This is a genomic window from Streptomyces murinus, assembly GCF_002154555.1.
In the GTDB taxonomy this organism is placed as follows: Bacteria; Actinomycetota; Actinomycetes; order Streptomycetales; family Streptomycetaceae; genus Streptomyces; species Streptomyces murinus.
Window position 1 is genome coordinate 1 of record NZ_MUNF01000090.1, and the last position, 13266, is coordinate 13266.

10 protein-coding genes and 3 pseudogenes are annotated in these 13266 nt (G+C 73.1%); 6 read left to right on the forward strand and 7 right to left on the reverse strand.

Features of this window, described 5'->3' with window-relative positions:
- The 3 genes and pseudogenes from CCN72_RS40305 to CCN72_RS40315 all read right to left on the reverse strand — a co-directional run.
- Positions 1–956 (reverse strand): annotated as a pseudogene (locus CCN72_RS40305) (MFS transporter); the annotation flags it as partial.
- Positions 953–1804 (reverse strand): SDR family NAD(P)-dependent oxidoreductase, encoded by an 852-nt coding sequence (locus tag CCN72_RS40310; RefSeq protein ID WP_086806800.1) that lies wholly within the window; start codon positions 1802–1804, stop codon positions 953–955. The pseudogene CCN72_RS40305 and the gene CCN72_RS40310, both read right to left, overlap by 4 nt.
- A gap of 124 nt (positions 1805–1928) precedes the next feature.
- A pseudogene (locus tag CCN72_RS40315) lies at positions 1929–3149 on the reverse strand (flavin-containing monooxygenase); the annotation flags it as partial.
- 324 nt (positions 3150–3473) lie between these two features.
- On the opposite strand from CCN72_RS40315, the gene CCN72_RS07235 reads away from it, so the two are divergent.
- Positions 3474–4577, forward strand: a complete 1104-nt coding sequence (locus tag CCN72_RS07235) for a helix-turn-helix domain-containing protein (RefSeq protein ID WP_208637938.1) — start codon at positions 3474–3476, stop codon at positions 4575–4577.
- A gap of 64 nt (positions 4578–4641) precedes the next feature.
- On the opposite strand, the gene CCN72_RS07240 is transcribed toward CCN72_RS07235, so the two are convergent.
- Positions 4642–5103 carry a MerR family transcriptional regulator gene (locus CCN72_RS07240; RefSeq protein ID WP_086806801.1) on the reverse strand — a complete coding sequence of 154 codons (462 nt, stop codon included), beginning with the start codon at positions 5101–5103 and terminating at the stop codon, positions 4642–4644.
- Between the two features lie 85 nt (positions 5104–5188).
- Here CCN72_RS07240 and CCN72_RS07245 point away from each other — a divergent pair, with 85 nt between their 5' ends.
- Positions 5189–6439 carry an MFS transporter gene (locus CCN72_RS07245; RefSeq protein ID WP_086806802.1) on the forward strand — a complete coding sequence of 417 codons (1251 nt, stop codon included), beginning with the start codon at positions 5189–5191 and terminating at the stop codon, positions 6437–6439.
- 80 nt (positions 6440–6519) lie between these two features.
- On the opposite strand, the gene CCN72_RS07250 is transcribed toward CCN72_RS07245, so the two are convergent.
- A complete protein-coding gene (locus CCN72_RS07250; RefSeq protein ID WP_086806803.1) occupies positions 6520–7413 on the reverse strand; it encodes a LysR family transcriptional regulator in 894 nt (297 codons plus the stop codon).
- A gap of 91 nt (positions 7414–7504) precedes the next feature.
- On the opposite strand from CCN72_RS07250, the gene CCN72_RS07255 reads away from it, so the two are divergent.
- Positions 7505–8593, forward strand: a complete 1089-nt coding sequence (locus tag CCN72_RS07255; protein WP_167408654.1) for an alcohol dehydrogenase catalytic domain-containing protein — start codon at positions 7505–7507, stop codon at positions 8591–8593.
- Positions 8594–8636: 43 nt separating this feature from the next.
- Here CCN72_RS07255 and CCN72_RS07260 read toward each other — a convergent pair whose 3' ends face one another.
- Complete coding sequence (locus CCN72_RS07260; RefSeq protein WP_086806804.1) at positions 8637–9587, reverse strand: NAD-dependent epimerase/dehydratase family protein; 951 nt, start codon at positions 9585–9587, stop codon at positions 8637–8639.
- Between the two features lie 71 nt (positions 9588–9658).
- Between CCN72_RS07260 and CCN72_RS07265 the strand changes: the two genes are divergently transcribed.
- Positions 9659–10144: a MarR family winged helix-turn-helix transcriptional regulator gene (locus CCN72_RS07265; protein ID WP_086806805.1), complete on the forward strand. Its 486-nt coding sequence runs from the start codon at positions 9659–9661 to the stop codon at positions 10142–10144.
- Positions 10145–10216: 72 nt separating this feature from the next.
- Positions 10217–11155, forward strand: coding sequence for an amidohydrolase family protein (locus tag CCN72_RS07270; protein WP_086806806.1), 939 nt, complete (start codon positions 10217–10219; stop codon positions 11153–11155).
- A 232-nt stretch (positions 11156–11387) separates the two neighbouring features.
- On the opposite strand, the gene CCN72_RS07275 is transcribed toward CCN72_RS07270, so the two are convergent.
- The gene (locus CCN72_RS07275) at positions 11388–12692 is read right to left on the reverse strand and encodes an eCIS core domain-containing protein (RefSeq protein WP_086806807.1); all 1305 of its coding nucleotides are present in this window, start codon (positions 12690–12692) and stop codon (positions 11388–11390) included.
- 114 nt (positions 12693–12806) lie between these two features.
- Here CCN72_RS07275 and CCN72_RS39915 point away from each other — a divergent pair.
- Positions 12807–13040 (forward strand): annotated as a pseudogene (locus tag CCN72_RS39915) (hypothetical protein); the annotation flags it as partial.
- Positions 13041–13266 lie beyond the last annotated feature (226 nt).

The window sequence follows — 13266 nt, forward strand, 5'->3', positions numbered from 1 at the left end:
TCCCTCGCGCTGGCGGCCTGGGAGAGCAGCAGTCCGTTCTGTTTGCCGATGCGTCTCGACACGCACAGCCAGCCGGGTCCTGCGACGGTCGCCGGGACCAGGAAGGCGCCCATCAGTACGGCGGTCAGGCCCCGGTCGTCGAGGACGTACTCGGTGTAGAAGGGCACGGCGGCCAGGAACAGATGGGTGGTGGTGCCGGTGCACAGGTACGACAGCGCCAGCGCCCGGAAGTCGCGGTCGCGCCAGGCGGCCCGGAGGTCGTCGCGGGCGGAGTGGGCCCGCTCGTCCGGGAGCCGGAATCCGCAGTGCTCGGTGAGCCTGCGCACACCGGTCAGCGCCACCAGTTGGGAGACGATCAGGAGTCCGGCCAGCAGCAGGGCCATCCGGGCGTAGGCACGGTGGCCGCCGGAGGCCACCAGGGCCGGGGCGGCGACGCCCGCGACGAGCAGTCCCAGGGTGAGGAAGACCATCCGGAACATGAAGACGCGGGTGCGTTCGTGGTAGCCGATCCGCAGATCGGACGGGGTCGTCAGCTACGGCACCTGGAAGCAGGCGAACAGCAGGTTCCCGGCGACGCAGCAGCCGCCGACCCACAGCGCGGCCGGCGTCCCGGACAGGCCTTCGGGGACGGAGAACAGGGCGATCCACGCCGCCGTCAGCCACAGCCCCACCCGGAGCAGGCCGCGCCGGTGCCCCGTGCGGCGCGGCCGGCGGTCCGTCAGGGAGCCGAGGAGGGGGTGCGCGACGACGTCCACGATCTTCGGCAGCAGCAGGGTCGTACCGGCGAGGAAGGCGGGGACGCCGAGGGTCCGGGTGAGGAAGTAGAGGAGCAGCAGGCCGGGGACGGTGACCCAGACGCCCATGCCGATCGAGCCGGTCGCGTACAGGGCGAGGTCGCCGGTTCGGGGCCGGGCCGAGGTGGCGTACTCCCCCGTCCTGCCGGTCACCGCGGTCATGGTGTCTCCCGGTGGCGTCCGACGACACCTGCGGCCAGCTCGGCTCCCTCGAAGGCGCCGGAGCGGGCGCGGGCGGCGAGGGTGCGGGCGACGATCCGGTCGGTGAGGGCGGGCAGATGGCGGGCCAGGAAGAACTCGACGGCGCCGCGGCGGGTGGTGGCCAGGTCGCGGCGCACCCGGCGGCCCAGGGCGGCACGGAGCACGGTGTCGACCACGCCCGCCAGCGGCTCGTAGCTGCTCATGCCCTCCAGGGAGAGCCCGGCCTCGGCGGTGGAGTCGTGGATGGGGCTGCGCACCGCCGACGGGTAGACGCAGGTCACGCCCACATGGGTGCCGAGTTCCAGGCGCAGCGCGTCGGCGTAGGCGACCAGCGCGCGCTTGGAGGCGCCGTACGCGGCGGCCAGGGGCAGCTGCATGGCGGCCATGCGTGAGGAGACCATGACGATCCGGCCGCGGGACGCCACCAGGGCGGCCACGCTCGCGGCGGACACCCGCCAGGCGCCGAGCAGATTGATGTCGAGCTGGCGCCGCACCTCGTCCCCGGGCGGAAGCTCGGCCGGGGCGGGCCCGCCGATCCCCGCGTTGTTGACGAGGATGTCGAGGCCGCCGAGCCGGTCGATCGCGGCGGCGACCGCACTCGCCGTACCGGTGTCGTCGGTGATGTCGCAGGCGAGCACCTCGACCGGGTCGTCCGGGCGGGGTGCGAGGTCCAACCCGACGACATGGGCGCCGAGTTCGGTCAGGCGGGCGCAGATGGCCCGGCCGAAGGTGCCGGAGGCGCCGGTGACCAGGACACGGAGGCCGTCGGCGGCGCGCGGCCCTCCACGCCGGGCCGATGCGGTCTTCACGCGGGGCTCCCTTCGCGGGCCGGGACGTGAACGGGCGGGCGCCGCGCCGCAGTCGGGCGCGTCCGGCCGCGATCTCCCGTGGTATGTCGGCGAGATACTGGTCGAAGTCGATGCGCATGTGCGGGCGCCGGTCGCCCCAGCGGGCGGTCGCGGCGCGCAAGGTCCGGTCGACGGTACGGCGTTGCTCCTCGGGTGAGGGCAGGGCGTAGCCGCCGGAGAAGCAGGCGGCGGCCAGCTTGGCCTGGGCCTCCACCACGGGCAGTGCCGCGCCCGTGGACTGCATGAGTCCGACGAAGCCGAGGCTCGGGTCCTCCAGGTGGAAGACGCGCTGGTAGAGAGGTAGTCGCTCGGGGTCCTCGCCCACCCAGCGGGGGTCCAGGAAGGGGATGTGGACGCGGTAGCCGGTGGCCCACACGGTCGTGTCGACCCGTTCCGAGCGGCCGTCGGTGAAGACGACGGTGTTCCCGTCCAGCCGTTCGACGCCGGGGCGGGCGACGACCTCGCCGTGGGTGAAGCGGTGCAGGACGGTGTCGCTGATGGTGGGGTGGTTCTGGAACAGGCCGCCCGCCGGTGCGGGCAGGCCGTAGCGCTGCGGGGTGCCGACGGCCAGCCGCAGCATCGTCTCCGCGACGCGCTGACGCAGCCGCCAGGGCAGGGCCGCGAGGGCGCCGCCGGTCGCGTCGGAGGGCCGTCCGAAGAGGTACTTGGGGACGATGTGCACACCGTGGCGGGCCGACAGCAGCACCGGGCCGCGGGCGACATCGGAGGCGTCGACGGCGATGTCCATCGCGGAGTTGCCCATGCCGACAACAAGCACCCGGCGGTCCCGGAAGTCCTCGGGGCCCCGGTAGTCGTGGGCGTGTGTCTGGCTGCCCTCGAAGGTTCCCGGGTACGCCGGTTCGGGCCAACGGGGGTGCCAGTTGTGGCCGTTGGCGACCACGACCGCGTCGTACCGGTCCGTCTCGCCGGTTCCGGTCGTCACGGCCCAGCCCTCCTCGGCCCGCTCGACGGACGCGACGGCCGTGCCGAACCGGATGTGCTCGGTGAGGCCGAATTCCCTTGCGTAGTCGGTGAGATAACCGGCGACGAGGTCTGCGGACGGGTAGTCCGGCCAGTTGCGCGGCATGGGGAAGTCGGCGAACTCGGTGCGTCCTTTGCTGGTGTTGAGGTGCAGGGAGGAGTAGGCCGGGGACAGTCCGCTCGCGTTGTCCCGCGCCCACAACCCGCCGGGCCGATCGCCCTGTTCGTGGGTGACGACCCCGACTCCCGCATCGAGCAGGGCCTTGGTGGCGGCGAGGCCGGCCGCACCGGCGCCGATCACGGCGACGCGGCGGGATGGGGGCATGGTGGATCTCCTGAGGGACGGGGCGGGTGCCGCACGGGCCCGGCGCGCGATCTGCCGGAGTCGGGCGCGGATCTGCCGGAGCGCGGCGAGGGATCTGCCGGAGCCGTACGCGGGTACCGCCGGAGCCCGGCGCGAGTGCCGCCCAGGCCCCTCGCGGATGCGGTCGACTCGCGCCGTCGTCGGCCGCCGCGTTGTGGCTGGGCCCAACCGTAAGGGCCGTTCACCTCGCCGAACATGTCAGGCGCCACCTGATTCGGCCGCTCTCTTGTGCCGGGCCACAACCGGCGCGAGGATGCCGGGCATGCGACACGAGGACTGGGACTCGTGGTCGACCTGATGCAACGGGTCGTCGGTGAGGACGATCTGCTGCCGTCCGTGGTCTCAGGCGTCCGTACGACGGTCCGGGAGGTCGCCGGTCTCGCGCCCGCCGACATCGCCGGGCACACTCGCGCCCTGCTGGCCGCGGCCACCCGGGCACTGGCCGCCCGGCGGGGCCCCACCGGGACGGAGCTGTCCTTCGTGGCGGAGCTCGGGCACACCCGCGCACGGCAGGGCGTACCCATCGAGGCGGTGCTCGGCGCCATCCATGTCGCCGAGCGCGCGATCTGGTCCCGGGCCAGGGAAGCCGCGTCCACCGCCGGGATCGAGGCGCACCTGCTGCTCGATGTGCGCGAACTCTACGACGACTGGGCCGAGGCGGTACGGGCCCGGCTCATCCAGGCCCATCGCGCCGCCGGCACCGGCCGGACCACGGGAGCCGAGGACCGGGACCTGACGATCCTGCGGCGCCTGCTCGAAGGCGGTTCGGCGGCGGCGCCGGCCGCGGCGGAGGCCGGGCTGCCCGTCACCGGCGGCCTGTGGGTGCTGGTCGCCCGGCCGGACGGCGGCGCCCTGGAACACGCGCTGCGCGACCAGCCGCAGGCACTCGCCGGGCATCTCGACGGCCTCCTGATCGGTGTGCTCGCCCAGGCGCCCACGGCACGCGCCGCCAAGGCCTGCGCCGTCGCCGGGCTGGCCGGTCCGGCCGAGCCGGAGGAACTGGGCGGCGCCCGGCGGCTGGCCCTCGCCGCCCTGACCGCCGCCGAAACGACCCGGCGAAGCGGAGTGGTGCACGTCGCCGATGTCGCCGTACTCGCCGCGCCGGCCGAACGGGCCGATCTGGCAGCAGTGTTGACGGACCGTCACCTTACGGCGTGGACCGCTCTCGGGGCGCAGGCCGAACCGGTCGCGCTCGCCGTCCGCGCCTGGCTGGAGGACGGCCGGGACGTGACCGCTGCGGCCGAGCGCCTGTTCGTGCACCCCAACACGGTGCGCAACCGGGTGCAGCGCTTCACCGACGTCACCGGCATCGATCCCTTGGACACGTTCGGCGCCCTGAACGCGTGGTGGCTGTGCCGTGTCTGGCTGGGCTCGGGGGGACCGGGCTGACGTTGGCCGGGCGGCGCGGAGAGCACGGCGCCGAGGGCCGCCCCGACCCGGGTGCGGACGGCCGTCAGCTGCCCGAGGGCTCCTCCGGTACGTCGGGAAAGGCGGGCTCGGGAGGCTCCTCGCCGGCGAGGGCCGCGTCGACGCGGGAGCGGATGTAGGCGCCGGTGACGGGACAGTCCAGCGGGTGGTCGGCCGGACACTGGAGCATGTGCCGCAGTACGGCGGCGGCGCGGGAGAGCCGGTCGATCCGCTCCCGCACCGCGTCGTGCCGGGCGGTGATGAGGGCATGGCGCTCCGGGGCGGCACGGCTGGTCATGACGGCGGCGGTGTCGGCGAGGGGCATCATGCCGTCGTCGTGCCACAGCTGGGCGTAGGCGAGCCGCTCCAGGGCCGCGCGGTCGTACTGGCGGACCCGGCCGCGCCGTGCGGTGGGCCGGATCAGTCCGCATTCCTCGTAGTAGCGCAGTGTCGGCACCGAGACGCCGAAGGCGCGGGCGGCCTCGGTGATCGAGTACAGCTGCTCCATCGGGACCTCCGGGAGCTTGCGCTCAAGTGGGCTTGAGCGTGCAGGTTGGGGGCAACCCTAACTCTCGAACTCCGGAGGGCCTGCCATGTCTCCCTCAGCGCCGCCGACGGCGACCGCCTCCGCGCCTCGTGACCGCGCCGCGCCGCGCGCCGGGGGTGCCGGGGCGCTGCTTGTCGTCGGCTTCGTGCTGATGAGCCTGAACACGCGGGTCGCCTTCGGTCAGATCGGGTCGCTGGCGCCGGTCGCGGGCTTCAGCCCAGCCCTGGTCTCCCTGCTGGGTCTGCTGCCGCCGCTGTGCATGGGAGCCTTCGCCCCGCTGGCGGCCGTGGCACGGCGGTCCGGTGAGGAGCGGGGACTGTGGTGGGCCGGTGTGGTCCTGGTGGTCGGCGATGTGCTGCGCATGCTCGGCCTGCCCGGACTGATCGTGGGCACCGTGATGGTCAGCGCGGCCACGGCCGTCGTGAACGTGCTCATCCCGGTCCTGGTCCGCAAGCGGTTCCCGCGTGGGCGGGTCGGCACGATGATGGGCGTGTACGCCCTCTCGATGGGCCTCGGCTCGGCACTCGTCGCGGCTCTGGTGGTCCCTGTCGCCCAGGCCACCGGAGGCTGGCGACCGGCCATCGGCCTGGCCGTCGTCCCCGCCGTCCTCGCCGCCGCCGGGATGACACCGCAGCTGCGTCATCGCCCGCCACGACCCGCACCGGCCGCCCGTGTGGAACGGGCCGACCTCCCGCTCGCCCCGGCCTCCCGTGCCGAGCCTGCCGGGCTCGCGCAGGTGGCCCGTACCGCCGTGGCCTGGAGCCTGACCGCCTTCTTCGGCATCCAGACGCTCGTCTTCTACACCACGCTCGCCTGGTTGCCCTTGGTCCTCGTCCAGGCCGGGCTCGGCAGGAGCGCCGCAGGGACCGGTCAGGCGCTGCTCATCTGCGGCGTCGCCGCGGGCGGATTCATCGCGCCGGTGCTCGCCGCGCGACGCGCCGACCAGCGCCCGCACATCCTCGGCACCGTCCTGGTCTGTGTCGCCGGTCTGACCGGGCTGCTCCTCGCGCCGAGCGCCACCTCGATGGTGTGGGTCGTGGTGCTCGGCGTCGGACTCGGTGCGGGACAGGCGCTGCCCGGGGTGCTCTTCGCGCACCGGGGCAGCGATCACGACCAGGTGGCCGCCCTGTCCACCATGGCCCAGACCTGCGGGTTCCTCCTCGCTGCCACCGGCCCCGTCCTCGCCGCCGCGCTGCACGCCGCCACCGGCTCCTGGACCGCGCCGCTGACCGCTCTCATCGCCGCCCTGCTCGTCTGCGCGGTGGCGGGCATGCGGGCCGGTCACGACCCCGGGTGACCCTCGCCCGTATCCGTCTGTTTCCGGAGGCCCCAACCGGCGCTGTCGAGCCCGGGGTTCCGTCCGGGGCGCCGATTGGATCAGTCCGCCGAGGTGATCGCGCGCAGGACGTCAGTGATCCCCGGGCCCGGTCGGCCGGGGAGCCGGGCCGTGAGGATCCGGCGGACCTCGGTCGGCGCTCCCGTCACGCGCAGCAGACTCACACCGGGCGGCAGCACCGCGGACATGCGGGACGGGATCGTGGTCACGCCGAAACCGCCCGCGACCAGCCGGAGTTTCGTCAGCCAGTCCCGTGTGGTGTGCACGATCCGCGGCCGTCCGGGCAGTCCGGGCCAGACGCCGAGCAGTGGTTCGGTGCTCGTGGACGGCGCGGCGATCCAGGAAGCGTTGACGAGTTCGTCGATGGGCACCTCGGTACGGCCGGAGAACAGGCCGGTCGTCGGGGCTCCCAGCCGCAGTTCGGTGTCCTCGACCGGCTCGATGTGCAGCCGGGGCGACTCGCCGTCCGAGGGTCGGTGCGGTGGGCGGGACGTCAGTACGGCGAGGTCGATCGAGCCCGCGCGCAGGGCCCGGAGCAGGGCGGGTGTGCTGCCCTCGCGGGTGGTCACGGTGATGTGCGGGGCGGTCGCCGCGAGCCGGGTGAGCGCACCGGGGAGGATCACCGCGCCCGCGCTGGGGAACATCCCCAGCCGTACCGGTGCCGTCGGCGCGGCGGAACCGGTCAGCTCCTGCTCGGCCGCCGCGACGGAGTCCAGGATCGTCCGGGCGTGCCGCAGCAGGGTCAGTCCGGCGGGCGTGAGCTGCACCCCGTCGAAGCGGCGCTCGAACAGGACGGCGCCAGCGCTCCGTTCGAGGGCCGCCGCCTGGCGGGAGATCGCCGACTGGGTGTAGCCGAGCTGGGCGGCGGCCGCGGTGAAGCTCCCCGAGTCGGCGACCTGCCGCAGAACCCGTAGAGCCGTGCTGGAGAAGTCCATGCGCACTACGCATACCAGATGTGCGAGATCGTCGCTTGGCGCATGCCCTGTACATCCCTAGCCTCACCTCAGGCGATCAAGGAGGCCGCAGATGCGAGCAGCAGTTCTGACCGGGTTCGGTGCCCCGCTGAGCGTGCGATCGGTGCCCGAGCCCCGGGCCGACGGTGGCGAAGTCGTGGTCGAGGTCCTGGCCACGTGTGTCCTGCCGTACACCGGGGAGGTCTTCGGCGGCCGGCGGAACTATCCGCTCGAACCCCCGGTGGTGCCGGGTCCCGGTGGTGTGGGACGCGTCGTGCGGGTCGGCCCGGATGCCACCCGGCTGCGCGTCGGTGACCTGGTGTGGTGCGATCCGACGGTGCGTTCCCGCGATGACGCGCTGACGCCCGACATCATGCTTCAGGGCCTGAGTTCCCGGGGTGAGGGCGGTGCCCGGCTCGCCCGTCATCTGCCCGACGGGGCGTTCGCGGAATTCATGCGGGTGCCCACGGAGAACGTCCACCCCCTGCCGCCCGAGGCACTGGACGACCCGGCCCGCTGGTCCTCCCTCGTCGTCTACGCCATCCCCTACGGAGGGCTGCTGGCGGCGGGTCTCGAAGCCGGAGAGACGGTGCTCGTCAGCGGATCCACCGGCAACCTCGGCAGCGCCGCGGTCGCCATGGCGCTCGCCATGGGGGCGAGCCGTGTGGTCGCACCGGGCCGCGATCGCGCCACGCTCGGCCTCCTCGCGGACCGGTTCGGCCGGCGGGTGCGGCCGGTCGAGCTGACGGGCGACGAGGAGACGGACCGCGAGGCCATGTCCGCGGCCGCCCAGGGCCCGATCGATGTGGTGGTCGACCTGCTCCCGCCCTCCGCGCCCAGTTCGGTGACGCGGACGGCGGCCCTGACCGTCCGCGAGTTCGGCCGGGTCGTCCTCATGGGCGGCGTCGGCATGCTCGGCGGCGCGGACCTCGCCCTCCCCTACCCCTGGCTCATGCGCAACTCGGTCACCGTGCGCGGCCGGTGGTCGTGCCCGCGCACGGCGAACGTCGGTCTGATCCGGCTCATCGCCTCCGGGACGCTCGACCTCTCCCCCGACCGGATCCGGACCTTCCCGCTCGACGCCGTGAACGAGGCCGTCGCGTACGCGGCCGCGCACGGCGGCCCGTTCGACCGTACGGTCCTCACGCCGCGCGCCGGTTGACGGCCGTACGCGGCGCTGTCACGAAGGCCCCGCCGCATCGGCCCTAGCGTTCGTTGCCCGCGCGCAGCCATGCGAGGTAGTCGGCGGCGGCCGCGGCGGTGTCGTACTTCGGGGTGAAGCCGGTGTCCTCGCGCAGGCGGGTCGTGTCGAGCCACTGGCGCGGTGCCGTGGTGTCGCGGGAGGGCAGTGCGGTGTGGAAGCCGGGCTCGGTGGCGGCGATCGCGGCGATCACCTCGGCATTGCTCGTCGCCCGGCCCGAGCCGACGTTGTACGTGGTGTGGCGCAGCTCCGGTGTGAGCTGGAGGAGGGCCAGGGCACGGCCGGTGTCCTTGACGTAGCAGAGGTCGAGCGAGTCCTCGGCGTACGGCTGGTGCGCGAGGCCGGACAGGTCGGGGGTGGTGCGCTGCGCGGCGGCGTGGACGAGTGACGGGGCCGGGAAGAAGGGGTCGGGCAGGTGGCCGCCCGGGCCCCAGGTGCCGGAGATGCGCGCGGCGACGATCTCGATGCCGGACTCGGCCGCGAGCTGCCCGGCGAGCAGTTCGGTGATCTTCTTCAGGGTCGGGATGGCGTGGAAGTGGCTCATCGGCAGCGGCAGGTCCTCGCCGAGCGCGCCGTCGACGGGCACGCCTCCATAGACGCCGATGGTGCTGGCGACGACGACGCGCCGTACGCCCCATTCCTTCGCTACCCGCACGATGTTGAGGAAGCCGTCGAGCGCGCGCCCCGCGGCCCCGATCGCATCCTCGTCGTCCGCCGCCCACGGCGGTGTGATGGCGAGATGGACGATCCCGGTGATCGCGTACCGGCCGCCCACCGCGCGCAGGCTCTCCAGGTCGGCGATGTCGCCCTGTGCCATCGCCGCGGGCACGTCGGCCAGCCGCGGCGGCAGGGCGGGGGTGCGGCGCTGGAGCAGCACGCATTCCTCGCCCGCCTCGTGGAGCGCGCGAACGGTGTGCGAACCGATGAAGCCGGCTCCGCCTGTCACAAGAATCATCACGATCTCTTCCGTCGGCCCAACTGATTGTCAGTACTACTGATTATCATCCTAGAGATAGGATGTGGGGTATGCCAACCCCCGCCCCGCATGCCAGGGAGCCGCACGACGCGCTCGGGTACCTCGTCAAGCACGCTCACCTGCGGCTGACGGCGCTGACCGATGCCGCGCTCGCCCCGCTCGGCATCGACAGCAAGGACTTCGGCGTGCTGCGCGTGCTCGTCGGGCGTGAGCCGATGTCGCAGCAGGCGGTCGCGGCGAAGCTCGGCGTCGACCGCACCACGATGGTCGCCCTGATCGACGGCTTCGAGGCCAAGGGGATCGTCACCCGCAAGCCCGATCCGGCCGACCGCCGGCGCAACGCCATCGAGCTGACCGGGCCCGGGCTCGCGCTCTACCGGAAGGCCGACGCGGCGTACCTCGCGGCGGAGGACGAGTTCCTCGCCCCGCTCGACGCGACCACGGCCACGCTGTTCCGGCGAGCGCTACGGGCCGTACTCGCACCGCCGACGCCGGACGGACGCGATCGACCTGACCGGGACCGCGGATTGACGTGACCGGGAATGCGGATTGGCGTAACCGGCGACGCGGATTGACGTGACCGGCGGCGCGGGACGATCGTGGGCGCCATGAACGATCACCGACCGGCCTCCGCCGACCTCGCCGAAGGCACCCGCGCGAGCCGCTTCGACGAGGAGGCCGCCGAGGTCCGCCGCTTCTGGGGCCGGCTCGGGCTTCCCGGTCTGATCGACGTCCATACGCACTTCATGCCCGAGCGTGTCCTGGACAAGGTCTGGGAGTACTTCGACGCACAGGGCCCGCTGACCGGCGGGCTGGCCTGGCCGATCGGCTACCGGCAGCAGGAGGCGGAACGCGCTGCGATATTGCGGCGGTTCGGTGTCCGCGCCTTCACCGCCATGCTCTACCCGCACAAGCCCGACATGGCCCGGTGGCTCAACAGCTGGGCGGCCGACTTCGCCCGGCGGACCCCCGACTGCCTGCACACCGCCACCCTGTTCCCCGAGCCGGGCGTCGAGACGTACGTGCGCGAGGCGGTCGAGGCGGGCGCGCGGGTGTTCAAGGCGCATGTGCAGGTGGGGGCGTACGACCCCGCGGACGAGCTGCTCCGGCCGGCCTGGGGAGTGCTGGCCGAGGCCCAGGTCCCCGTGGTGATCCACTGCGGTTCCGGACCCGCGCCAGGCAAGCACACCGGCCCCGGACCGATCGCACGGGTGCTGGCGCGGCACCCGGGGCTGCGGCTGATCGTCGCGCACCTGGGGATGCCCGAGTACGAGGATTTCCTCGGCCTCGCCGAGCGCTACCCGGAGATACGGCTGGACACGACGATGGCGTTCACCGACTTCACCGAGGCGCTGATGCCGTTCCCCGGCCGGGCCCTCTCCCGGCTCGCGGACCTCGGCGACCGCGTCCTGCTCGGCTCCGACTTCCCCAACATCCCCTACCCCTACCTCCATCAACTCCACGCCCTGGAGCGGCTGGACCTCGGAACGGAATGGCTGCGCGCCGTCTGCCACCACAACGCGGCGAAGTTGTTCGGGCTGGGATGACCCCGGCGCGCCCCGGTGGCCGCCCCCTCATCCGTCCGACGGCGCGTCTAACTTCTCCCGACCGGCCTTCCCCGGAATGCCGTCCGCGTCCTTCCCCCGGAAGCCGGGCCCCTGCTGCCAGGCGGCATAGAACCTGCGATCGGCCTCGGTCCATCCGGGACTCGGCCCAGGGTCCTTGCCGTCGCTCTCCGCTTCCTCCGCGTCCGGCGCGGTCCGCTCACCGTCCGGCCGGTCACAGATTGGGGTTGGGGTTGATGATCACCGTGGTGGCGCTGACCCCGTGGTAATACATCTCCTCGCCGGTCCAGTAGCCGTGGAACGAATCCCCTCCGCCGTTGACGGTGTACATCCGGGCCGCGGCGGGCTCCAGTTGTTCCTCGGCGCCCGCGAACGCCTCCAGGGTGACACAGTCGTCACCGTCCCTCGCGACCACCGCGGCGGCGTGGAACTGGCTCATCTCCCGCTCCCCCGGCCGCAGCGCGACGATCACGAACGCCTGGCCCACCTGGGGGTTCGCCGCTTCGTCGCGGGCGCCGGTGAACTCCCTGGCCATACGACGGTTGGTCCCGTCCTTGGGCTGGCCGAAGAACTCGGTCCGGTCGCCGTTCTTGTTGCTGTGGGTATCGATCGTGCTGGCGTACTGGCCGTGCGGCAGCTGGTTGACCCGGTTGTTGATGATCTCCTCGGCCACATGCAGGCACTGGTTGAGCACATCACCGCCCAGCGAGTAGCGGTGGTAGGTGGCCCCCAGGAACTGAGCCTGCTGGTTGTCCGCCTGGAGGGCCGGGGCGATCGCGCCGAGGGAGTCGGCCCGTACCCATATATGGTCCGCGCCGTCGGCGATGGCGAAAGCCCCGTTGACCGAGACACGCAGCTCACCCATGTTGTCCACGTCCTGGTCCGTGAACCGCTGCACGGACCCCTCGGCCCCCGCGACCGACCTGCCCGCGGCCTCCTCCTCCCGCCGAGCGGCCGGCACCGGACCGGCGAGCACCCGGTGGGCGTTGGCCTCGGCGGCCCGCTCGAAGCGGTCGGCGGGATCGCTGACCCGCAGCCCGTCGCCGGTCGGGGTGCCCGCGACCGGACCCTGCCGCTGCTGGACGACATGGGTCAACTCATGGGCGAGCGTGTGCCGGTCGGCGCCACCGGGTCCGATCACCACATGGCTGCCGGACGTGTAGGCGCGGGCGCCGAGGCCCGCGGCGGAGGACTGCGCGGCGGCGTCGTCATGGACGCGCACATCGGAGAAGTCCGTCCCGAACCGCGCCTCCATCTCCTGGCGCACCGGCTCCGCGAGCGGTCGCCCGGGAGCGCGCAGCACCCCGTGTACGGCGGACCGTTGGACCGCCGCCACCTCCTCCGCGCCATGTCCGCCCGCGTCTTGGCTCCGGCGCAGCATCTGGACGACGGCCGCGTTGCCGACGCTGCGCTGGAGCGGCGCCAGCGTGCCCGGAGCCTGCCGTGTCACGGCGGCCGGAGCAGGCGGCTTGCGGGTGCCGGTGCGCTCGGCCGCCTCGGCGGTGTCTCGGGCGTGCATGCGGGCTCCTTCGCTAGGCTCCGCCCCTTTGGATACAGGCCCATGGCGACAGGGGCCAGGTACGCGAGGGCAGAACAGTTGCCCAAAAAGGCGGTGGTCGGCTCGTGGTCGGGGATGCGGACGCGGCATCATTCCCGGGTGCACGAGGATCGTCGCGGGAGAACGCGGTACACGCTGACCGACCCGGAGAACGGGGGCGCCTTCGGCGTCTGCGCCGAGGTGGAGGGGTTGTTCGGGGATTCCGGGCGCGGGACCTACGAGTTGTTCGGCTGGGTGCCGCGAACTCGGGTGCGCGGTTGGGTCGGCGGCCGGGTGTGGCTGGTGCCGGACGACGAGGCGCTAGGGCCTGTCTGACAATTCCCGTCTGCCGCGCGACGCCATGCACGCACTCTCGCGGCACCGGGCGCAGACCCAAGTACGTCCAGTACGAGGGCCTACGCCCGGCACCCCGAGAGCACGCACCTGACGCCGCGCGGCCGCCCTCCGGGCGACGACGGGAATTGTCAGACAGGCCCTAGGTGTATTGACCACGAGCGTTGTTAACGCGGCTGATCGGGGGCTGGCCTCCGAGCGC

What these genes read in the sequence shown, in the direction of transcription:
- CCN72_RS07275 (WP_086806807.1), bottom strand. Translation starts at nt 12,692, where the DNA reads ATGCACGCCCGAGACACCGCCGAGGCGGCCGAGCGCACCGGCACCCGC.
- CCN72_RS07265 (WP_086806805.1), top strand. Translation starts at nt 9,659, where the DNA reads ATGCCAACCCCCGCCCCGCATGCCAGGGAGCCGCACGACGCGCTCGGG.
- CCN72_RS07250 (WP_086806803.1), bottom strand. Translation starts at nt 7,413, where the DNA reads ATGGACTTCTCCAGCACGGCTCTACGGGTTCTGCGGCAGGTCGCCGAC.
- CCN72_RS07240 (WP_086806801.1), bottom strand. Translation starts at nt 5,103, where the DNA reads ATGGAGCAGCTGTACTCGATCACCGAGGCCGCCCGCGCCTTCGGCGTC.
- CCN72_RS07270 (WP_086806806.1), top strand. Translation starts at nt 10,217, where the DNA reads ATGAACGATCACCGACCGGCCTCCGCCGACCTCGCCGAAGGCACCCGC.
- CCN72_RS07260 (WP_086806804.1), bottom strand. Translation starts at nt 9,587, where the DNA reads ATGATTCTTGTGACAGGCGGAGCCGGCTTCATCGGTTCGCACACCGTT.
- CCN72_RS07245 (WP_086806802.1), top strand. Translation starts at nt 5,189, where the DNA reads ATGTCTCCCTCAGCGCCGCCGACGGCGACCGCCTCCGCGCCTCGTGAC.
- CCN72_RS07255 (WP_167408654.1), top strand. Translation starts at nt 7,505, where the DNA reads ATGCGAGCAGCAGTTCTGACCGGGTTCGGTGCCCCGCTGAGCGTGCGA.